Source organism: Methylobacterium haplocladii, assembly GCF_007992175.1.
In the GTDB taxonomy this organism is placed as follows: Bacteria; Pseudomonadota; Alphaproteobacteria; order Rhizobiales; family Beijerinckiaceae; genus Methylobacterium; species Methylobacterium haplocladii.
In genome coordinates this window covers 20,491-40,363 of sequence record NZ_BJZT01000002.1, presented here as the reverse complement: position 1 = coordinate 40,363, position 19,873 = coordinate 20,491, and the positions used below count along the sequence as shown (strand labels likewise).

Genomic DNA, 19,873 nt, shown 5'->3' with positions numbered 1-19,873 from the left:
ACGGCCGCCGTCACTCGGCACTGAACGCCGGCACGGCCGACAGCCTCGGGGCCGTCAGGGACGGCGCCGATGGGTCGAGCCCCGCGGCGCGGCGGCTTTCGGCAATGGTCGAACGGGCGGCGTCGATGGCGACGCTGACCATGTTCATGGTCTGGGGTTCGACCTCCCGCATCCGGGCATCGCGTACGATCTCAGCGGCGAGCCCGTCGATTTCCGTGCCGAGTTCGCCGAGAGCCTTCGGGTCACGCTCGCCGCGCGCGGCCTCGACGATTTCGAGGAGGCGGTCGAGCACCGTATCCGTGCGCTCGCGACGCAGGCGGGCGAAGCGCTGGCGCAGCCACGCCGTCGCCGATCCGAGACCGCCGGCGAGGAAGGCGAGCAGGTAGATCAGGTCGCCGTAGCGCTCCACGAAGCCGCGCTGCTCGCGCTCGTAATAGTCGATCGCGCCGGGATGGATCGGCAGCCGGGCGCTCGTCGCGGCTGCCGTCGTCTCGTATTCGGGGGCCTTCATGTAGTCGGCCGCCGGGGTGGTTTCCTGAAAAAGGGTGCGCAGTTCGAACAGGTGCTGCGTAACGTCCGCGGCGACGGTGCGCGCCAGCGAGGCCGACGCCATCAGGCGGTAGGACGCGCCGACCGTTTTCACGTCCTCGGCCGGCACCTTGGGGCGACCGCCAAAGAGTCCGGCCGGCACGGTCACGGCCTGGAGACGCGGAAAGCGCTCGATGATCGCCTGATCGTCGGAGGCCTCGACGAAGGCGACGCGGCCGTCCTTGCTGGTGGCCTGGACGGCGGCGACGAGGGCGAGGGCCTTCGGAGCGGACGGCGCGATGATCGCCACGACCGCATCGACGCGCTTCTCGGTCAAAGCCTGGGACACCGCATTCTCGTCGATCGAAACGAGGAGGACGCTGGTGCGCGCCGCCGCGCCCTCGGCCGGGGCGGTGACGAGCTGCAGCCCGTAATAGGCGAGCAGCGTCTGCAGCAGCGTGGAATCGGCGTCGCGATGGGCGGCGATGCCGAGGCGCTTGTGCGCGAGATCTGGAAAGCTCTTGATGCCCGAGGCGGCCGGCGAGACGATCAGCATGGCCTGATCGCGCAGGATCGCGAGGGTGAGGCCGTTACCGGGGAGCAGGACGTCCGGCCGGACGACGGCGAGATCGGCCGTCCCGTCCTTCAGAGCCGCCGCGCTGTCGCGCACGTCGTCGTACAACTTGATCTTGAGGCGGACGTTCTCGCGCCGGGCCTCCAGGCCGTCGGCATAGGCCTGGATCAACTCGGGCTCGGTGCCGTCGCGCGGCGCCACGGCGATGGTCAGCGTCGTCGCCTGAAAGAGGTAGAACGCGATGGCCGCCGCTACCATGAGGATGAGCGCAGCCGCGAGCAGAAGCGTTTCGCGCCGGACGAGCCATGAGGTGTGAACCTTCGTCGCCGCGTCGTCCTCCGTGCCGGTCCGGCTCATGGCCGCTTCTCGACGCTCCGTTCGCCCTCCACGCCGGCACGATGTCGGGTCCGAGGTTCGACTTCTCCTAGCACAGGGCAGCGGGATGCACCCTGGGTGCCTGGCTTGCCTCGGATGACGCTTTCGTCGGTCGGTGGCCCCGATCGCATTGCGGCGCAAGACTGCCACGATGTTTCCGGATAAGGCGCCTCAGCGCGAGGAGTTCGACCCATGGCCGCGATGACTGCAGGCGCGACCGAGCCCGAGAGCCGGAAATTTCGTTGGCGCGACGTTCTCGATGATGCGCGCATCATCCAGATGCTGGCGCTCGGCTTCTCATCGGGTCTGCCGCTTCTGCTGGTCCTCGGCACCTTCACTCTGCGGATGGCCGCCTCCGAGATCGACATCAAGACGATCGGCTTGTTCAGCTACGTCGCGCTGCCCTATTCGCTGAAATTCCTGTGGGCACCGACGATCGACCGGATCGACGTGCCGGTGCTGGCGGCCCGGCTCGGGCGACGGCGGGCCTGGATGGTCGTGACGCAGGTGGCGACCGCGCTCTGCCTCGTCCTGATGGCCTTCTCCGATCCGAAGGAACACCTCGCACTGCTCGGGCTCGGCGCGTTCCTCGTCGCCTTCTGCGCGGCGACGCAGGACGTCGTGATCGACGGCTGGCGCATCGAGGCAGCCGGCACCGACATGCAGGGCATCCTCGCGGCGACCTCCAACCTCGGCTACCGCTTCGGCCTGATCCTGGCCGGCGCCGGCGCGCTCTACGTCGCCGCCTATGGCGGCTGGACGCTGGCCTACCTGCTCATGGCCGCGGCGATGGGCGTGGGTCTCGTCGCGGCTCTGTTCGCGGGCCGATACGATCGGAAGCGAGAGCCGGGCGAAACGGGCGCCGTGTCGCCGCTCAAGCCCGCCAGCCGAGCGGACAAGATGCGCCGCGCGGTCTTCGAGCCCCTGACCGAACTGCATGGCAGGATGGGCAACGCGCTCTACGCCGTGCTGCTCCTGGTCGCTCTCTACCGGATGCCGGACTTCATCTCCGGCGTGATGGCGAACCCGCTCTACATCAAGCTCGGCTACGACCTGAAGGAGATCGCGACGATCGCGAAGCTGTTCAGCATCTGGGTCGGGATCGCCGGCGGCTTCGCCGGCGGCTGGGCGATCGCCCGATTCGGCATGTTTCCGGCCCTCGTCGCCGGCGCCTTCATCGCCGCCGCCTCACATCTCTCGCTGGCGTGGCTCTCGCTCGGCGCTCCCGAGATCTGGCGCCTCGCCATCGCGGTGTCGATCGAGAGCCTGTGCGGGTCCTTCGCCGGCATCGCGCTGATCACCTACATGTCGAGCCTGACGACTCCGGGCTACGCGGCGACGCAATACGCGCTGTTCTCGTCGCTCTACGCGCTGCCCGGCAAGCTCGTCGCGGGAACTTCGGGTTTCGTTGTGGCGGCCTATGGCTACCCAACCTTCTTCACGATGACCGCCGCCATCGGCATCCCCGTGGTCGCCCTGTGCTTTGCGGTGGGCCGCGTACCGCAGCGGCGCGCCGTTCCGGAGGGCGCCGTCGCCGTCGATGCGCCAGGGAACCCTTCGACGGGTCGTGAGCTTGGATCAACCGACATTCCGGCCGTAGCCGCGAGGGTGCAGACGTGAACGACATTTCCCTGGTCGGCGAGACCCTACCGGTCCCCGTCGAAACCCTCCGCTCCCTGAGCGACGCTGACCTGGCAGCGCTTCGCCGCGCCGTCTCCGTGCTGGAGAAGCCGAGCCTCGCCACGCGGCTGTCGGCAGCGGCCGGCGCGCCGCTCGACATGATTGGACGAGCCCTGCCGACGCCGGTCACCGACGTCGTCGCGCGTTCGGCCGAGGGTGCGATGCGCACGGCGCTTCGCGTCGCCCTGGCCACGCTGCCCGACAAGGCGGTCACTTCCGCGGTGACGGCCGTCGAGACGACCGCAGAGGACGCCGGCAACCGCTTGAGCCGCCTGTTCCAGTCGAGCGACACGAAGCACAAGGCGATGGCCGCGCTCTCCGGGGCAGTAGGCGGCGCGTTCGGTCTCGCGACGCTGGCGGTCGAGCTGCCGGTTTCGACGACCCTGATGCTGCGCTCGATCGCGGAAATCGCGCGGGAGGAAGGCGAGGATCTGAGCGATCCCGAGAACGCGCTCGCCTGTGTCCAGGTCTTCGCGCTGGGCGGCCGCAACGGGGCCGAGACCGCGCTCTCCGAGAGCGGCTATTTCGCCGTACGGGCGGCGCTCACGAAGACGATGGCGGAAGCTGCCAAATACGCCGCCAACCGGTCGGTGCTGGATTCCTCCGCGCCTGCGCTGATCCGCTTCGCCTCGCAGATCGCATCGCGGTTCGGCATCGTGGTCTCGCAGAAGGTGGCGGCCCAGGCCGTGCCGCTGATCGGCGCCTTCGGCGGCGCCGCGATCAACACCGCCTTCATGAATCACTTCCAGGCGATGGCCCGGGCGCATTTCACGGTCCGCCGCCTTGAGCGACGCTACGGCGAGACCACGGTCCGCGAGGCCTACGCCGCCGAGAAGGAAGCGCTCGGTCTCGCCTGACGAGCTCTCAAGCGGCCGGATACAGCGTCATCAGCAGGGTGTGGACGAGACGCGCGGTCTGCACTTCGCCCCCTTCGGGGCGTCCCGGTTTGGTCGACGGGTTCCAGCCGTAGAGATCGAAATGGACGTGCCGCTTCGTCTTCGGCGCGAAGCGACGCAGGAACAGTGCGGCCGTGATCGCTCCGGCGAACGGACCGCCCGAGACGTTGTTCAGATCCGCGATCTTGGAATCCAGCAGGCTCGCATAGGGCGCGTGCAGCGGCAGCCGCCAGACCGGATCGATCGCGTCGACGCCAGCCTTCTCGATCGCCGTCGAGAGCGCGTCGTCCTCGGTGAAGAATGCAGGAAGGTCAGGTCCCAGCGCCACGCGCGCCGCCCCCGTCAGGGTCGCGAAATCGACCAGCAGGTCCGGCTCTTCAGCATCCGCGAGGGCTAGGGCGTCGGCAAGGATCAGGCGTCCCTCCGCATCGGTGTTGCCGATCTCGACGGTCAGGCCCGAACGTGCCCGAATGACGTCTCCCGGGCGGAAGGCATTGCCGGCGATCGCATTCTCGACGGTGGGGACGATCAGGCGCAGCCGCAGATTCAGGCTCGATCCCATCACCATCTCTGCGGCGGCGAGCGCTGCGGCCGAGCCGCCCATGTCTTTCTTCATCAGCAACATGCCGCTCGACGGCTTGATATCGAGGCCGCCGGTGTCGAACACCACGCCCTTGCCGACGAGGGTGACGCGCGGTGCGTCGGGCTCGCCCCAGATCAGGTCGATGAGGCGAGGCGATCGGGGCGAGGCGGTGCCGACCGCGCGGACGAGGGGAAACTCTTTTGCGAGTTCTTCGCCGCACGTCACCGTGACCGCGGCACCGTACCGCTCGGCGAGCCTGCGCGCCGCCTCCTCGATTTCCGCCGGACCGAGGTCGTTCGATGGGGTGTTGACCAGGTCTCGCCCGGCGGCAACGGCGCGGGCGACACGCAGGATGCCCTCGGCATCGATGCCGTCCGGTGCGACGAGGCTCGGGATCGGTGCAGACGCGGCCTTGTAACGGTCGAAACGGTAGCTCGACAGCAGCCACGCCAGAGTGGCCTCGCCAAGGTCGATGCCGCTGTCCGCTTCGAAGCGATAGCGGCCGTCCGGCAGCAGCCCGACGAGGCGCCCGGCGATCAGACGATCGTGAGCGGCAGCCCCCGTGTCGCCGAGGCCGAACAGCACCCTGTCGAGTGAACCGTCGGCAGCGGGCAACAGGCAGATGCGGCCGGCTTTCGGCACGAACTGCGTCGCACCGGCGTAGGCACGCTGGATCGGCGGCAATGCGGCCTCGAAGGCCGGCCATTCGGCGGGCTCCAGGAAGCGAATCGGGATCGCAGTCGTTCCGGCCGGAGCCAAGTCGAGACGGTCTGTCGGCATCGGCGCTCGTTCGGTGCGGTCGGGGAGGGGGGCCGAGGGTCGGTTTACGGGCCGTTAGGGTTAACCGCCTATCACCGAAAGATCGGAACGGCGATGCCGTCGGCGACGGTGATGCGGAGCGTAACATGCGTGCGGCGGTCTCCTCGTCCGGCCGGGTCGGCCGGTCCCTCGGCACGGTGGCGCTCGTCGCCCTGCTCGCCGCGGGCTGCCAATCGCGGTCGCCGGAGACGACCGGATCGATTGGCGGATCTGCCGGGCCTCGCAGCGTGACGCGCAGCGAGGTCGATGCGCTCGGCGCCAGCTACACCTCCGACCCTTCCGACATTCGCGTCGCCCTGCGCTACGCCTCAGCCTTGCGCGCGACGAGTCAGCGGACCCAGGCCGTCGCCGTGCTGCAGCAGGCGGCTCTCCGAAATCCTAAGGACCGCTACGTGCTTGCCGCCTACGGCAAGAGCCTCGCCGATGCCGGACGTTTCTCGGAGGCCTCGGAAGTTCTTCAGAACGCCCATACGCCGGCCCAGCCCGACTGGCGTGTCCTTTCGGCGCAAGGGACGGTGGCCGACCAGCTCGGTGATCATGCCCGGGCCCAGGGCTTCTACGATGCAGCGCTCAAGATCGCGCCGAACGAGCCGTCGATCCTCTCCAATCTCGGGCTGTCCTACGTGCTGGCCCACCAGCTCGACCAGGGCGAGACCACCCTGCGCCTCGCGGCGGACCAGCCGCGGGCGGATGCTCGGGTCCGGCAGAACCTTGCGCTGGCCTTGGGGCTCAAGGGCCGCTTCGACGAGGCCGAGAGCGTGCTGCGCAGGGACCTCTCGCCCGACGAAGCGTCCGCGAACGTCGCCTCGCTGCGCGCGATGGCGGCCCGGCAGAGCGCGGGCCGCCGGCTTCCCAGCGCCCCCGTGGCTCCGCCGCGGGGCTGATCGTCCGCAGCAATCAGTTGTAATGGAAGATCTGAATAATCGCCGGCGTCAGAATGACGACGAACAGCACCGGCAGGAAGAACAGGATCATCGGCACCGTCAGTTTCGGCGGAAGCGCCGCGGCCTTCTTCTCCGCATCGTTGAGCCTCTGGTCCCGGCTCTCCTGGGACAGCACGCGTAGCGCCTGACCCACTGGCGTTCCGTAGCGTTCGGCCTGGATCAGCGCCGTGGTGATCGACTTCACAGTCTCCAGGCCGGTGCGGGTTGCCAGGTTCTCGTAGGCCATGCGCCGGTCCGGCAGGAAGGAGAGCTCGGCCACGGTCAGGGCGAGCTCTTCGGCGAGAACCACCGACTGCGTCGCGATCTCGATGCCGACGCGCCGGAAGGCGTTCTCCACGGCCATGCCGGACTCCACGCAGATCAGGGTGAGGTCGAGCGCATCCGGCCAGGCGCGCTTGATCTCCGCCTGTCGCTTGGCGGTGCGGTTCGACAGGTAGAGTTCCGGCAGCTTGATGCCGATGAAGAGCGCCAGGATGACCAGTCCGAACCGGACCATGAAAGGCTGGTCGAGCACTCCGAGCACGAACAGGTAGAAGGCGGCGAGCACCGCCGCCACGGCCGGGGACACGAGGCGGAAGAACAGGAACCCGGTTTCCGCGCCCTGGCCGCGATAGCCGGCCATGACGAGCTTCGCCTTGGCCGTATCGGTCCCGAGCCACGCGTTCAGCCGGAAGCGATCGACGATCCGCTTCATGTAGGCCTTCGGCTCGGAGCGGAGCGAGGATTTGCTCGTCAGCTTCTCGCGCTCGCGCTGGCGCAGGAGCTCGCGCTCGTCGCTGACGAGCTTCATGCGCCGGCCGAGCTTGTCGGGCTCCATGAAGGGCTGCACGAGCGTGAACACCGTGGCGGCCGCAGCGATGCCCGTCAGCACCATGGCGCCGATCTTCGGATCGACCAGGGTCTCGATGATTGAGCCGCTCATGGAGGGTAGATCCTCAGGCGCCGCGCGACGGGGTGGAAACCGGCGCCTCGTCGAACGGCGCGAACGACCGGAACCCCCCGGATTGGTTTAAATGTCGAAGGTGATCATCTTCTTCATCGAGAAGATCCCGAGCGACATCCAGAAGGCCGATACCAGCAGTGCGAACTTGCCCACCGTGGTCGTCCACAGGAGCGATACGTAGTCGGGGCTCGACAGGTAGGTCAGAATAGCCACGATGAACGGCAGAGCCGCGATGATGACGCCGGAGGCTTTCGCCTCCATGCTCATCGCCTGGACCTTGCCGACCATTTTCTTGCGCTCGCGCAGCACGCGCGAAAGGTTGCCGAGGGCCTCCGAGAGGTTGCCGCCCGATTTCGCCTGGATGCCGATCACGACGGCGAAGAAGTTCACGTCGGTCACCGGCACCCGGTCGTACATCCGCAGGATCGCGTCCGACATCGGGATGCCGACCGTCTGGGCTTCGACCACGATCCGAAACTCGCTGCGCAGCGGCTCTTCCGCCTCGCGCGAGATGATGCGCAGGCAGTCACCGACGGGAATGCCCGACCGGATGCCGCGGACGACCACGTCGATCGCGTTCGGCAATTCGGCGACGAACTTCTTCGTGCGCCGCGCCTGCAGAAAGGAGAGCATCCAGATCGGCAGTCCGAGGCCGCCGGCGAACAGGGCACCCAGCCCCGCAAACGGCTCACCGGTGACGAAGAATACGAGCAGCGCGAAGACGACGGCCATCACGGCTCCGACCACGAAGAATTTCTCTCGAGACCAGTCCAGTCCGGCCCGGGCGATCCGAACCTCCAGGCTGGCCTTCGTGGTGTTCTTCTTGGCGTCGATCTCCTTGAGGCTCTTGGCGACCTGATCGCGGCGGCTGAGTGCCGTTGCGCGGTCGACCGAAACCTTGGCCGTCCCGAGGGATTTCCGGCGCTGTTCCGCCCGACGCTCGTTGGATAGCAGGGGCATCAGGAGCACGTAGGCGATACCGCCGGCGGCCACGGCTGCAAGGCCGGCTGCGAGAGAGGCGCCTGCAAGGCTCATTCGGCCACTCCGTCCTTGGCGGCTGCAGCGTCGAGGGCCGCAGCCAGCGCAGTCTCCTCGCCGTAGTAGCGTGCCCGCTCCCAGAAGCGCGGCCGGCCGACGCCGGTGGAGCGGTGACGCCCGATCAGACGGCCGTTCGCGTCTTCGCCGAGGACATCGTAGACGAAGAGATCCTGCGTGATGATGATGTCGCCTTCCATCCCCATCACCTCGGTGATGTGGGTGATGCGGCGCGAACCGTCGCGCATGCGCATCGCCTGGACGATGATGTCGACGGATCCGGTGATCATCTCCCGCAGGGTCCGCGAGGGCAGCGTGAAGCCGCCCATGGTGATCATCGATTCGATACGCGAGAGGCATTCGCGCGGCGAGTTCGCGTGCAGGGTGCCCATCGAGCCGTCGTGGCCGGTGTTCATGGCCTGCAGCAGGTCGAACGCCTCGGGTCCGCGCACCTCGCCGACGATGATGCGTTCGGGCCGCATGCGCAGGCAGTTCTTCACGAGGTCGCGCATGGTGACCGTGCCCTGACCCTCGAGGTTCGGAGGCCGGGTTTCGAGGCGCACGACGTGGGGCTGCTGGAGCTGGAGCTCCGCCGCGTCCTCGCAGGTGATGATCCGCTCGTCGTGCTCGATGAAGGCTGTCAGGCAGTTGAGCAGCGTCGTCTTGCCGGATCCGGTGCCCCCTGAGATCACGACGTTGCAGCGGACTTTGCCGATGATCTGCAGGATCTGGGCGCCTTCCGGCGAGATCGCGCCGAACTTCACCAGTTGTTCGAGGGTGAGCTTGTCCTTCTTGAACTTACGGATGGTGAGGCAGGGGCCGTCGATGGCGAGCGGCGGCGCGATCACGTTGACGCGCGAGCCGTCGGGCAAGCGTGCGTCGCAGATCGGCGAGGCCTCGTCGACGCGCCGGCCGACCTGGCTGACGATGCGCTGGCAGATGTTCATCAACTGCGCGTTGTCGCGGAAGCGGACCGAGGTGAGCTGGATCTTGCCATTCACCTCGATGAAGGTCCGGTTCGCTCCGTTCACCATCACGTCGGCGATGTCGTCGCGGGCGAGCAGTGGTTCGAGCGGGCCGTAGCCGAGGACGTCGTTGCAGATGTCGTCGAGCAGTTCCTCCTGCTCGGCGATCGAGAGGACGATGTTCTTGAGGCCGATGATCTCCGAGACGATGTCGCGGATTTCCTCGCGGGCGCTCTCGCCGTCGAGGCGGGCGAGCTGGGTGAGGTCGATCGCCTCGATCAGCGCGCCGAAGATCATGCTCTTGGTGCGGTAGTAATCCTCGGATTTCTGCGGCGCTGCCGGCGCCACGGCCGGTTGCTGCCGGGCCGGCGCCTCGGGGCGCGGCCGAGCGGGCTCCTCCTGCACCAGGACGGGCGGCGCAGCATGCGCGGCCGGGCCGGGCAAGGTGGCCGGAGCCGCCGCTGAACCTGATCGTCTGCCGAACATCGCGCCTTGGGCCTTCCGATGTCTGAGCGGACGAGACGTCGGCTGGCCAACGCGTCCTCCGCTCAGTTTTTGCTTTACGGCGGTTTTTCGTCGGACAGCCGCGAGGCTGCCCTTCGAAACCCGCTTGGAGCCGCGCCCGATCGCATTGCCGCCGGGCGCGGCTCCAGCTCTTTCTCGTGTCGCGCTTCAGGACGCCTTGCGGCGCGAGAGCTTGGCGAACAGCGGCTGCAGCGGTTCGAGCATGTTGGGGCGGCTGCGACGCAGCTCCACACGACCGGTCACGGCCGCCGCGAGGCTGGCGAAGATTTCGGCGGGCTTCGCATTGGCCTGAACCTCGGCGATCATCTGGCCGTTGTTCGCCGCCGTGCCGAACAGGGCCGGATCGAACGGCAGGATGGCGCAGACCGGCATGTCGAGGGCCTTTGCGAATTCGGCCGCTGCGATCTCGGGGCGCTTGGCCATCCCGACGCCGTTGAGGACCACGCGGGCGCGGGCGTCGTTCGGCCGGCTTTGCGCCAGGACCGCGAGCAGGTTCTTGGTGTTGCGCAACGAGGCGAGATCGGGCTGGGCGACGATGAGGATCTCGTCGGCCCCGATCAGCATCCGCCGCGTCCAGGCCGACCAGCCCTGGGGCACGTCGAGAACCACGCATGGCACGGCCGCCCGCAGAAGATCCATCAGGGCGTCGAAGGAGGCCTCGGAGAGATCGACGGTGCGGTCGAGGGATGCGGGCGCCGAGAGCAGGCTGAGATTGTCGCTGCATTTCGACAGCAGGCGGTCGAGCAGGTTCGAATCGAGGCGTTCGGGCGCGAAGACCGCCTCCGCGATGCCCTGGGGCGGGTCCTGGTTGAAGTTGAGGCTGGCCGTGCCGAAGGCGATGGACAGGTCGGCGATCACCGTTGCGGTGCCGTGCTCGCGGGCGACGGTCCAGGCGAGGTTGTGCGCGATCGTCGAGGCTCCGACGCCGCCCCTGGCGCCGAAGACGGCGATCGTCCGGCCTACGGGCTTCGCCCCCGGTGCCGCGAACAGGTCCGAGATCGCGGTGATGAGGCCGAGCGGTTCCACCGGGGCCATCAGGTACTCGCTGACGCCGCGCTGGAGGAACTGACGATAGAGCATCACGTCGTTGACGTGGCCGATGATGATGACCTTGGTGCCCGGGTCGCAGACCTCGGCAAGGGAATCGAGGCATTCGAGCGGGCGCGATTTCGGCCCCTGGATCTCGATGACGATGACGTTCGGCGTCGGCGCCTGCCGGAAGGCTTCCACCGCGGCAGCGCCGCCGCCCATCTGAATGCGGACATGGGCCTTCTGCATGCGCCGGTCGCCGACCGCCGCCTCGATCAGGGCAGACGTTTCCGCGGTCTCGCAGAAGGCCTGGATCGTGATCCGGGGGACCGGGGCGATGATGCGCTCGTTGGACTCGTTCGGGTCCGGCATGTCTCGTTTCCGATTCGGGCGTTTGCGCGCGTGACGTGGCGGGCGACGCGGGACGAACCGACCGCCTGTGAGAACACCTTCCGCCGAATGGGAGACCGGCTCGGCAGGAGGGCGAGACGAAACGAGGACCTGGCGCAGGCTACTGGACCGCAGACTTCACCTCGGCCTTCCCATCCTGCCTCCAGGTGGTTGACGGATCGTTGCCTTGGCGCAGCTTGTCGATGACCTGGGACCGGCGGACGGTGTCGATCCGGCCTTCCGGGCGCCCGCGCACGAGATCGACGGGATCGGCGACCTGCGCGGCGATGTTGGAGCGTGTCGCGCAGCCGAGGTTCCAGGACGGTTCGTTGCGCAGGTTGAAGGCTGGGTCGCTGACGCCGAGATCCTGGGGCCACATCCCGCAGGCGCTGGCCACCTTGGCCTCCATGCGCTCGAAGCTCAGCCGCACCGGCGAGGCCAGCGCCGGGTCGCCCACGGCGTAGCCCGCCACGGCGACGGCAGCGCCCGAGACGCCGGCCTCGGCGCTCAGCCGGCGGATCGCCGCGGCGGTCCGCTCGACGGCGGTGCCGGTCGCCGGCAAGACGCCGCGCGGAACGTCGATGGCGAGCCGGCCGCGGCCGTAGCGGCGGAACTCGAGCAGGAAGGCCTCGACATCGGCCGTCTGGCGCGGATCGAGATGGCCGGGCCCCGTGGGAAACACGTCGAGCGAGCGGATGCCGTCGGCTAGGACGAACGGGTGCCGGGTGCGCACGTCGTAGGGGTAGATGGACCCGGTCGTGGCGACGCGGTCGCTGCGGCAAGCGCCCAGCGCGGCGGTGAGCGCCACCAGCGCGGCCAGCGCCAGGGGCGGTCGGGAGGTCGGCTTGGAGGAGGGGCGGAAGGCCATCGTTCGCGATCCTGATGCGGCCTGGGGCCGGCCATGGATGTCGGTGAGAGGTCGGTGTCCGGCTCAGTCGGCGATGAAGCCGACGCGGCCGCGATAGCCGCGTCCGAGCGGGTTGCCACCCGCAGCGCCGTAGATCCGGTTTACGCGGCCGAGCAGAACGCCCTGCAGGTCGGTGGCGTCGACGAAGCCGTCGTCGGGACGCGCGACCTGAGAGGGCTGCATGGCCTTGGCGATGTAGGGGGTGACCATGATCATCAGCTCCGTCTCCTGGCGCTGGTAGTCGCGCGAGCGGAACAGGGCGCCGAGGATCGGCAGGTTGATGAGCCCGGGCAGGCCGTTGATCGCCGCCTTGGACTTCTGCTGGATCAGGCCGGCGGTCATCATCGTGGCGCCGGAGGCGAGCTCGACCGTCGTCTCGGACTTGCGCACGGTCACGCCCGGCACCGCCGTGCTGGTGTTGCCGCTGACGAAGTTGAACGAGTTCTGCGGGTCGATCTCGGTGACGTTGGTGCCGACCCGGATCGAGATGCGGTTCTCCGACAGCACGATCGGCGTGAAGACCAGCGAGACGCCGTAGGGCTTGTACTGGATGCCGACTACGCAGTTGAGGCCGCCGACGCCACAGGTCTGGCTCGACGGCACGGGAATTTCACCGCCTGCGGTGAAGTTCGCCGATTCGCCGGACACGGCGGTCAGCGTGGGCTCCGCCAGGATGCGCGAGACGCCGGCCTGTTCGAAGGCGCGCAGGGTCGCGGTCAGGCTTCCACCGCCACCCGTGTTGACCGTTCCGGACAGGAGGTTCCCTCCCGGAAACTGGCCGCCGGAGAGGGCGAACGGCGTCGCGTTGACGAGGTTCAGGTTCGACCAGCCGCCGCTCAGGTTGACGCCGAACTGCTTGAGCACGACGCGCGCCACCTCGACCACGGTGACGCGCAGCATCACCTGATCCTTCTCGCGGATCGTGAGGTTGTTGATGACGGCGCCGCGGGTGCCGCCGCCGGCACCGCCGCCGCCGCTCGCACCGACGAAGCCGTTGGCGATGTCGACGGCCTGCTGCGCCTCCGAGGCCGAGGCGACGCTCCCGGTCAGGAGAAGGGAATCCCCCGCCGCGCGAACCTCGAAGCGGCCTCCGGGAATGCTCTGGTTCAGGGTCTGGCGTAGCACCGCGATGTCGCGCGCGACGGTGACGTCGAGGGCGGTGATCTGGCGGCCGTCGGCATCCATCACGAAGATCGAGGTCGCGCCGTTGGTGATGCCGATGATGAAGACCTTGCGGGTCGAGCGCACCACCGCATTCGCGACCGCCGGGTTGGCCACGAAGACCTCCTTGGCGTCGCGCGGGAGGTCGATGATCAGCGAACGGCCGATGCTGAGGTCGACCTTGCGCGACGTCGAGGATTCGTTCGCACCCACCGACAACACGGGGGCTTGGCCCAGTCGTGAACTCGACTGTGCCTCAGCGGGGCCGATGGCCGTCACGGCCAGGGCGAGGGCAAAAAGGGCGGGAGCGAGGAGGCGCATGCGGGCGATGGTCATCATGGCGCTCCTCAACGACGCGGCTGCTGCTGGGCGACGCCGAAGCGCACCACCGTGAGCCCCGTCTCGGCCGCGGGTTCGGCAGCGGCCGTCTCGGTGGACTTGCCCGTATCGAGGATGCTGCGCAGCACGAGCGAGATCGATCCGACCTTTTGGGCGAGCGTCACCGTTTCGGCCTGGGCCGGCGTCAGCGAGAGGGTCGCCGTTTCACCGGTGACAACGGTCTCGCCGTTGCGCTCCTGGACGACCTGGCCGACCGCCAGCACGCGGATATCGGTGAGCAGGGTCTGGGCGACCTGGGCATTCTGGTCGCCGGTGCCGCTGGTCGTGCTCTTGGAAATGCTGATGACGTCGACGTGGTCGTTGGGGAGAACGAACCCGCCGGCCGAGCTCGATCCGCCCTTGGCGATCTCGACGGCCACGGCGCGCATGCCCGAGGGCAGGATGGCCGACATGAAGCCGCTGCCGGCCTTCACCAGCTTCTCGGTGCGGATCGGCTCGTTGGCGAGAAACCCGGTGCGGATGATGGATCCGGCCGTGTCTTCGAGCGCCGTAGGGGCTGTGGCGCGTGTCAGATAGCCCGGCGTCAGCGCCTGGTCCGGCCAGGGCTGCCAGCGCAGGTCCTGCGCCTTGAGCGTCTGGCCCACGGGCAGGTCGGCCGCCGCAACGAGCACGTCAGTCATTGCCACGACCGGCGCGGGTGCCGAGACCGGCGGAGGCGCGTCCTCGCCGCTCATCAGATACGCCGCGCCAGCGCCCGCGACGAGCGCGACGGCGAGGACGGCGAGGCGGGCTGGATTCATCGGAGCCAATGTCCTGACGACGGCTCGAACGCCGTTCGTCCGTCAGGTTTGGACAGGATTCCTCAAATTAGGGTTAACCGGTTGTGATCAAGTCGATCCGACGCTGTCTCGAAGTCGATCGATCGTGAATCTGAACACAGCAGGATTGGCAAGACCTCGCAACGTCTCAACCTGTGATTGGTCGTCGCCCGACTGACGTCGGGACAGTCCTGAGATACGTTCGGAAAGTCGATGCTCTACCCACGGACGGTTCGCGCGATAGCGCTCAAACGCCGAGGAGGGCGGACCAGAGCAGGGTCTCGGGGACGATCGCGAGACCGGCTGCAGCCAGCGCGATGCCATACGGCACGCCGGTCTTGCGATCGTGAAGATGGACGGCGAAGGGGAGGCGGCCCAGCAGCGACGGTAGGGGATGCGACCGGGCGGCCAGCAAGCCGAGGGTCAGGCAGCCGCCGAGGATGGAGGCGACGAGCAGGTAGTCCAGCATGTTGCCGGCACCGAGCCAGAGTGTCGTCGCGGCGGCGAGCTTGGCATCGCCGCCGCCGATCAGCCCTCGGGCGAAGAGGGCGAAGGTCACGCACAACGTCAGCGCTGCGGCCCCGACATGCCAGCCGATCTCGGCCCAGCCCAGGCCCGACACCGTCGCGACCGCAGCGAAGCCGGCGATCAGCACGAGCGAGATCCAGTTCGGGATCGTCATCGTCAGGAGATCGCTCGAGGCGGCGTAGGCCATCAGGAACGGGAAGACGACGAGAAGCCCCGAGGCGCCCATGCCGTGTAACTCCAGCTGCCGGCGCGACCGCGTCGCCCGTGCTTCGAACGACTTGAAAGGACCGATCCGGAGAACGGCCCTTTCAAAAGTTGCAGAGCGAGAGAGGACCCCTAGCCCGCAGAAAGGCGCGAGTCCGTTCGCGTAGATCAGCTTGCGTTCAGCTTGTTCGAAACGAAGGTGAAGGTGTTGCTGAGCTTACCGCCCATCGTGGTCAGAGCCGTGATGATGGCGACGGCGATGAGCGATGCAATCAGGCCGTATTCGATGGCGGTCGCGCCGGACTCGTCGGCGGCGAAGCGCTTCATGATGGTCTTCATGGTGCAAATCCTGGTCTGGCAGCTTGCGCGATGTCTGTCGGAGATCTGTTGGTCGATCTTCGGCTTGGCCAATCTGCTGGACGGTCGTTGCGATAGCGTTAAACGGTTTGCCGAAACCGTTCAGCCCCATGTGGTTCGCCCGTGATGGTTGCGGAATGGTTAGCGAAACTGCTCGGATGCTTGCGTCGTGCAGCTGACATACGCGGCGGGAACCGCCGGAGGAGGCTCGGCACGGACGGCGGTCAGACCGTCTCGGGCCGTTCGCAGGCGGCTGGAATGACCCGGCTTGATCGTATCGGCTACGCTCTCCATATCCACGGAAGCGGCGAGACATCGCTGCCGGGAGCGCTGCCCCAAGCGGGCTTCCTGATCCACGAAGTGCCTATCCGGACGTGCCTTCCGCGGCGCCGTCCTGGGGCTTCGACGAGGTTGTCACGCGACGATGACACGGCCTTCTCCGTTCGGGCACCCGTTCCTTCTGGGCTTCGACGAGATCGAGCAGGCCCTCGACCGCGTGTCGAAGGCCGCGAACGACGGCTATCCGCCCTACAACATCGAGCGGGTCGCGCGCACCGAGTGCGAGCCGGAGCGCCTCCGCATCACTCTGGCCGTTGCCGGCTTCACCCGGGACCAGCTCGACGTGATGCTCGAGGAGAACCAACTGGTCGTGCGCGGCCGCCAGATCGACGACAAGACGCGGCAGTTCCTGCATCGCGGCATTGCCGCCCGGCAGTTCCAGCGCGCCTTTCTCCTCGCCGACGGCATGGAGGTGCTTGGCGCCGACTTGTCGAATGGACTTCTATCGATCGATCTCGCCCGGCCGGAGCCGGAGCGGGTCGTCCGCAAGATCGCGATCATCGCCAGGGACGCGTGATACGTCGCACCCGACGGGATGATCGTTTCACCGATCCGGAGTTGTCGCCGCACTGAGACGGGACCACATGCCGGAGAACGCTCTGCCACTTGGAGGGCCATTCCATGACCGATCTCGACACCACGTCCGACGTTGCACCGAAGTTCGACCCGGCCGAGTTCGCCTCTCTCGGCGAAGGCCAGATCGCCTATGTCCGGGCGATCCGATCGGACGAGGTACGCCAGCTGTTTCCGCAGGCGCCCGAACTAACGCCCGGGCTCGACCTGTTCGCCCTGCTGTCGGCAAGCGGCGAGCCGATCCTTCTTGCCGATTCCCATGATGTCGCCATCGCGAACGCGATGGCGCACGACCTCCACACCGTGAGCCTGCACTGACGGGCAGCGAGGCGGGGCCGGCGGGACCCGGCCTTCGCCGCGTCAGGCGATGGCCGCGACGCTGCGCAGGATCAGATCGATGTCCTGCGGCCGGGACAGGCGATGGTCGCCATCCTTGATCAGCGTGAGCAGCGTACCCGCCGCCGGAAGCCGTTCGACGGTCTTCAAGGCGTGAGCATAGGGCACGTCGGGGTCGTTCATCCCCTGCAGGATGTGAACCGGACAGCGCAGGTCGAGCGGTCCCGTCAGGAGCCGATTGCGCCGACCATCCTCGATCAGCGCCAGGCTGATCGGGTCGGGCTCGGGAGCGTAGTCCGTCTTGCGATACCAAACGCCGTTCCGCTCGATCTCGGTGCGGACCTCGGCCGGAAAGGCTTCCCACATCAGGTCGTGCGTGAAGTCGAGCGCTGGCGCGATCAGCACGATCCCTGCCGGGCTCGCACGCCCCTCGGCGAGCCGCTTGCGCACGGCGAGGCAGGTCACCCAACCACCCATCGAGGATCCGACAAGGACCGGGCGATCATCCGCGAAGCGTTCCAGAACCGCGAGCGCGTCCTCGACCCAGTTCGAGATCACGGCGTCCGCGAAGCGTCCCCCCGAGACGCCGTGTCCCGTATAGTCGAAGCGCACCAGCGGTCGCCCGTGCTGCAAGGCCCAGGCATCGAGCGCCAGGGCTTTGGTAGCGCGCATGTCCGATCGGAACCCGCCGAGCCAGACGATCGGCCGGCCCTTGCCGGAGCGGACACGGACCGCGATGTCGCGGCGTTGCGCGTCGTTGCCGACCGATATCGTCTGGACTGGCAGATCGTCGTGAAGAGCGTCGGCCTCCGATGTCATGTCTCGCTGTTCCTTTCGCCCGTTGGGCGTTCATCCACAGAGCTTTCGAGCTTCGTTTACGGAAACCTAAAGCGCGCGCGCAATCTTGAAGCCATGAGCGACATCGAAGCGGCCGATTGCCGCAAAGCCGGCCGATACGCGGCCGCGCCGCCGGCGACCGAACTTTGCAGCATCGCGGCCGGGCGGGCGGGGCGTTCGCGATGAGCGATGCGATCCGGTCGGCTTTTCCCAGCGAGGCGGTGCCCCTCGCGGGCCGGACCATCCTGCAGATCATCCCGGCCCTCGACGCCGGCGGAGCCGAGCGCACGACGGTCGACGTCGCCGAGGCCATCGCCGCCGCCGGTGGCCGCGCGCTCGTGGCGACTGAAGGCGGCCGGCTCGTCGGCGAATTGCAGGCCAAAGGCGGCGTCTGGCTGCCGTTTCCCGCCAACTCCAAGAACCCGGCGGCGATGGCGGTGAACGTGTTCAAGCTCGCCGGCCTGTGCAGGCGGGAAGGCGTCGGCCTGATCCACGCCCGTTCGCGGGCGCCGGCCTGGGTGGCGCTCGGCGCGGCCCGGCGGCTGAGGCTCCCGTTCGTGACGACCTACCACGGCAGCTATTCCGGGCTCAGCGGCGTGAAGGTGCTCTACAATTCGGTGATGGCGCGGGGCGACGTCGTCATCGCCAACTCACATTACACGGCCGACCTGATCCGCAATCGGCATCCCGACCAGGCGAAGAACCGTGTCCGGGTGATCCACCGGGGGACGGATCTGTCGACGTTCAATCCCGGTGCGGTCGCGGCCGGACGGGTCGAGGCGCTCCGCAGATCCTGGGGCGTGCCCGCGCACGAGCGCATCATCCTGCTCGCTGCGCGGCTCACCGCCTGGAAGGGGCAGCGCGTGCTGATCGAGGCGGCGGCCCTCCTGCGGGATCGTGGGCTGAAGGACATAGCAGTGGTACTGGCCGGCGATGCGCAGGGCCGCGCCGCGTACGAGCGCGAACTCGACGCGCTGGTGGCTGCGCGCGGCCTCGATGGCATCGTGCGCCGGGTCGGGCATTGCACCGACATGCCGGCGGCCTTCCGCGCGGCCTCCGTGGTCGCCGTTCCGTCCATCGAGCCGGAAGCATTCGGACGATCGGCCGTCGAAGCGCAGGCGCTCGGAACGCCTGTGGTCGTCACCGATATCGGGGCCGTGCCCGAGACGGTGCTGGCGCCACCGGATGTCGAGCCGTCCCGCCGTACGGGATGGCGGGTGCCCCCGAACGATCCCGCCGCTCTGGCTGCGGCCCTCGGCGAGTTGCTCGCCCTCGGGGCCAGCGCGCGGGATGCATTGGCGCTCCGGGCGCGGGCGCATGTCGAAACCCACTTCTCCCTGGAGACGATGGTCGCCGACACCCTCGACGTCTACGAGGGCCTGCTGCGACCGAGACCGGCCTAACGCATGGCGGTCGGCCGATCCGGCCGAGCACCGGCGCACGATGAACCGATCCGTGCTCGACGAGTTGACTTGGCGAGAGGTTTTGCCAAGGTGCTGCAAACCGGCCAAGCCGGTTCACATGGTGGCCGGAACCTGCCAAGGGGCGGATCCGCGCTGCCCGTCGCTGTTTTAGGAGAATAAAGCCATTCGTAGACCCATGAGAGCGATGCCGGCCCCGCAGAAGGACGGGCCGCGCGCGAACCGCGACATCCGGGGCGTCCGTGACGTTCAGCTCATCGACCAGGACGGGCAGAACAAGGGCGTCGTATCCTTCTTCGACGCGTTGGCCATGGCCGAGGAAGTCGGGCTCGACCTCGTCGAGATCGCGCCGAACTCCGTACCGCCCGTCTGCAAGTTCCTCGATTATGGACGCTTCCGCTTCCTCGAGCAGAAGAAGCAGAACGAGGCGCGCAAGCGTCAGAAGACGGTCGAGGTGAAGGAGATCAAACTCCGTCCCGGCATCGATAAGCACGACTACGACACCAAGATGAAGTCGGTGCACCGGTTCTTCGAAGAGGGCGACAAGGTGAAGGTCACCCTCCGCTTTCGCGGCCGTGAAATGGCTCACCAGGATATCGGCTTGCGCCTCCTGGAGCGGGTGAAGACCGAGACGGCCGAGATCGCCAAGGTCGAGAGCGAGCCGATGCTCGAAGGTCGCCAGATGATCATGATCCTGGCCCCGCGCTGATCCGATCGGACACGCGACCTCTCCACGTCACGCCGCCGCGACAGCGGTTTGGCGTGCG

General features: G+C 67.9%; 19 protein-coding genes. 7 read left to right on the top strand and 12 right to left on the bottom strand.

Annotated features, from left to right (window positions below):
- Positions 1-10: 10 nt before the first annotated feature.
- Positions 11-1,459, bottom strand: a complete 1,449-nt coding sequence (locus tag MHA02_RS00685) for a TAXI family TRAP transporter solute-binding subunit (RefSeq protein ID WP_147076051.1) — start codon at positions 1,457-1,459, stop codon at positions 11-13.
- A gap of 210 nt (positions 1,460-1,669) precedes the next feature.
- On the opposite strand from MHA02_RS00685, the gene MHA02_RS00680 reads away from it, so the two are divergent.
- Together MHA02_RS00680 and MHA02_RS00675 are read left to right on the top strand one after the other, a co-directional pair.
- Entirely contained in the window at positions 1,670-3,097 is a 1,428-nt protein-coding gene (locus MHA02_RS00680) for an AmpG family muropeptide MFS transporter (RefSeq protein WP_147076050.1), read from the top strand.
- Complete coding sequence (locus MHA02_RS00675) at positions 3,094-4,014, top strand: EcsC family protein (protein WP_147076049.1); 921 nt, start codon at positions 3,094-3,096, stop codon at positions 4,012-4,014. The genes MHA02_RS00680 and MHA02_RS00675 overlap by 4 nt, the downstream gene beginning before the upstream one ends.
- Before the next feature lie 7 nt (positions 4,015-4,021).
- Here MHA02_RS00675 and MHA02_RS00670 read toward each other — a convergent pair whose 3' ends face one another.
- On the bottom strand, positions 4,022-5,416 hold the full coding sequence (locus MHA02_RS00670; protein ID WP_147076048.1) for a leucyl aminopeptidase family protein: 1,395 nt from the start codon (positions 5,414-5,416) through the stop codon (positions 4,022-4,024).
- A gap of 125 nt (positions 5,417-5,541) precedes the next feature.
- Between MHA02_RS00670 and MHA02_RS00665 the strand changes: the two genes are divergently transcribed.
- Positions 5,542-6,339, top strand: coding sequence for a tetratricopeptide repeat protein (locus tag MHA02_RS00665; RefSeq protein ID WP_238180311.1), 798 nt, complete (start codon positions 5,542-5,544; stop codon positions 6,337-6,339).
- A 13-nt stretch (positions 6,340-6,352) separates the two neighbouring features.
- Here the strand turns inward: MHA02_RS00665 and MHA02_RS00660 are convergent, their stop codons facing one another.
- The 9 genes from MHA02_RS00660 to MHA02_RS00620 form a co-directional block, all read right to left on the bottom strand.
- Positions 6,353-7,321, bottom strand: a complete 969-nt coding sequence (locus MHA02_RS00660) for a type II secretion system F family protein (protein ID WP_147076047.1) — start codon at positions 7,319-7,321, stop codon at positions 6,353-6,355.
- An 87-nt stretch (positions 7,322-7,408) separates the two neighbouring features.
- Positions 7,409-8,377: a type II secretion system F family protein gene (locus MHA02_RS00655; protein WP_147076046.1), complete on the bottom strand. Its 969-nt coding sequence runs from the start codon at positions 8,375-8,377 to the stop codon at positions 7,409-7,411.
- The gene (locus MHA02_RS00650) at positions 8,374-9,828 is read right to left on the bottom strand and encodes a TadA family conjugal transfer-associated ATPase (RefSeq protein WP_147076045.1); all 1,455 of its coding nucleotides are present in this window, start codon (positions 9,826-9,828) and stop codon (positions 8,374-8,376) included. The genes MHA02_RS00655 and MHA02_RS00650 overlap by 4 nt, the downstream gene beginning before the upstream one ends.
- A gap of 186 nt (positions 9,829-10,014) precedes the next feature.
- Positions 10,015-11,268 (bottom strand): CpaE/TadZ family protein, encoded by a 1,254-nt coding sequence (locus MHA02_RS00645; protein ID WP_147076044.1) that lies wholly within the window; start codon positions 11,266-11,268, stop codon positions 10,015-10,017.
- A 139-nt stretch (positions 11,269-11,407) separates the two neighbouring features.
- Entirely contained in the window at positions 11,408-12,154 is a 747-nt protein-coding gene (locus MHA02_RS00640; RefSeq protein WP_147076043.1) for a CpaD family pilus assembly protein, read from the bottom strand.
- A gap of 63 nt (positions 12,155-12,217) precedes the next feature.
- Positions 12,218-13,693, bottom strand: a complete 1,476-nt coding sequence (locus MHA02_RS00635; protein WP_147076042.1) for a type II and III secretion system protein family protein — start codon at positions 13,691-13,693, stop codon at positions 12,218-12,220.
- 8 nt (positions 13,694-13,701) lie between these two features.
- Positions 13,702-14,493, bottom strand: a complete 792-nt coding sequence (gene cpaB / locus MHA02_RS00630; RefSeq protein ID WP_147076041.1) for a Flp pilus assembly protein CpaB — start codon at positions 14,491-14,493, stop codon at positions 13,702-13,704.
- Between the two features lie 265 nt (positions 14,494-14,758).
- Positions 14,759-15,265, bottom strand: a complete 507-nt coding sequence (locus MHA02_RS00625) for an A24 family peptidase (RefSeq protein ID WP_147076040.1) — start codon at positions 15,263-15,265, stop codon at positions 14,759-14,761.
- A 146-nt stretch (positions 15,266-15,411) separates the two neighbouring features.
- Positions 15,412-15,582, bottom strand: a complete 171-nt coding sequence (locus MHA02_RS00620; protein WP_147076039.1) for a Flp family type IVb pilin — start codon at positions 15,580-15,582, stop codon at positions 15,412-15,414.
- A gap of 442 nt (positions 15,583-16,024) precedes the next feature.
- Here MHA02_RS00620 and MHA02_RS00615 point away from each other — a divergent pair, with 442 nt between their 5' ends.
- Positions 16,025-16,456, top strand: a complete 432-nt coding sequence (locus MHA02_RS00615; protein ID WP_147076038.1) for an Hsp20 family protein — start codon at positions 16,025-16,027, stop codon at positions 16,454-16,456.
- Between the two features lie 104 nt (positions 16,457-16,560).
- On the top strand, positions 16,561-16,830 hold the full coding sequence (locus MHA02_RS00610) for a BQ00720 family protein (protein ID WP_147076037.1): 270 nt from the start codon (positions 16,561-16,563) through the stop codon (positions 16,828-16,830).
- A 42-nt stretch (positions 16,831-16,872) separates the two neighbouring features.
- Here the strand turns inward: MHA02_RS00610 and MHA02_RS00605 are convergent, their stop codons facing one another.
- Complete coding sequence (locus MHA02_RS00605) at positions 16,873-17,667, bottom strand: alpha/beta hydrolase (RefSeq protein ID WP_147076036.1); 795 nt, start codon at positions 17,665-17,667, stop codon at positions 16,873-16,875.
- Between the two features lie 200 nt (positions 17,668-17,867).
- On the opposite strand from MHA02_RS00605, the gene MHA02_RS00600 reads away from it, so the two are divergent.
- Positions 17,868-19,088, top strand: a complete 1,221-nt coding sequence (locus MHA02_RS00600) for a glycosyltransferase family 4 protein (RefSeq protein WP_147076035.1) — start codon at positions 17,868-17,870, stop codon at positions 19,086-19,088.
- Positions 19,089-19,293: 205 nt separating this feature from the next.
- On the top strand, positions 19,294-19,815 hold the full coding sequence (gene infC, locus MHA02_RS00595) for a translation initiation factor IF-3 (RefSeq protein ID WP_238180310.1): 522 nt from the start codon (positions 19,294-19,296) through the stop codon (positions 19,813-19,815).
- The last annotated feature ends 58 nt before the right edge of the window (positions 19,816-19,873 follow it).

Coding starts and splice junctions, on each gene's coding strand:
- MHA02_RS00685 (WP_147076051.1), bottom strand. CDS start 1,459: ATGAGCCGGACCGGCACGGAGGACGACGCGGCGACGAAGGTTCACACC.
- MHA02_RS00680 (WP_147076050.1), top strand. CDS start 1,670: ATGGCCGCGATGACTGCAGGCGCGACCGAGCCCGAGAGCCGGAAATTT.
- MHA02_RS00670 (WP_147076048.1), bottom strand. CDS start 5,416: ATGCCGACAGACCGTCTCGACTTGGCTCCGGCCGGAACGACTGCGATC.
- MHA02_RS00665 (WP_238180311.1), top strand. CDS start 5,542: ATGCGTGCGGCGGTCTCCTCGTCCGGCCGGGTCGGCCGGTCCCTCGGC.
- MHA02_RS00660 (WP_147076047.1), bottom strand. CDS start 7,321: ATGAGCGGCTCAATCATCGAGACCCTGGTCGATCCGAAGATCGGCGCC.
- MHA02_RS00655 (WP_147076046.1), bottom strand. CDS start 8,377: ATGAGCCTTGCAGGCGCCTCTCTCGCAGCCGGCCTTGCAGCCGTGGCC.
- MHA02_RS00650 (WP_147076045.1), bottom strand. CDS start 9,828: ATGTTCGGCAGACGATCAGGTTCAGCGGCGGCTCCGGCCACCTTGCCC.
- MHA02_RS00645 (WP_147076044.1), bottom strand. CDS start 11,268: ATGCCGGACCCGAACGAGTCCAACGAGCGCATCATCGCCCCGGTCCCC.
- MHA02_RS00640 (WP_147076043.1), bottom strand. CDS start 12,154: ATGGCCTTCCGCCCCTCCTCCAAGCCGACCTCCCGACCGCCCCTGGCG.
- MHA02_RS00635 (WP_147076042.1), bottom strand. CDS start 13,693: ATGATGACCATCGCCCGCATGCGCCTCCTCGCTCCCGCCCTTTTTGCC.
- cpaB (WP_147076041.1), bottom strand. CDS start 14,493: ATGAATCCAGCCCGCCTCGCCGTCCTCGCCGTCGCGCTCGTCGCGGGC.
- MHA02_RS00625 (WP_147076040.1), bottom strand. CDS start 15,265: ATGGGCGCCTCGGGGCTTCTCGTCGTCTTCCCGTTCCTGATGGCCTAC.
- MHA02_RS00620 (WP_147076039.1), bottom strand. CDS start 15,582: ATGAAGACCATCATGAAGCGCTTCGCCGCCGACGAGTCCGGCGCGACC.
- MHA02_RS00615 (WP_147076038.1), top strand. CDS start 16,025: ATGACACGGCCTTCTCCGTTCGGGCACCCGTTCCTTCTGGGCTTCGAC.
- MHA02_RS00610 (WP_147076037.1), top strand. CDS start 16,561: ATGACCGATCTCGACACCACGTCCGACGTTGCACCGAAGTTCGACCCG.
- MHA02_RS00605 (WP_147076036.1), bottom strand. CDS start 17,667: ATGACATCGGAGGCCGACGCTCTTCACGACGATCTGCCAGTCCAGACG.
- MHA02_RS00600 (WP_147076035.1), top strand. CDS start 17,868: ATGAGCGATGCGATCCGGTCGGCTTTTCCCAGCGAGGCGGTGCCCCTC.
- infC (WP_238180310.1), top strand. CDS start 19,294: ATGCCGGCCCCGCAGAAGGACGGGCCGCGCGCGAACCGCGACATCCGG.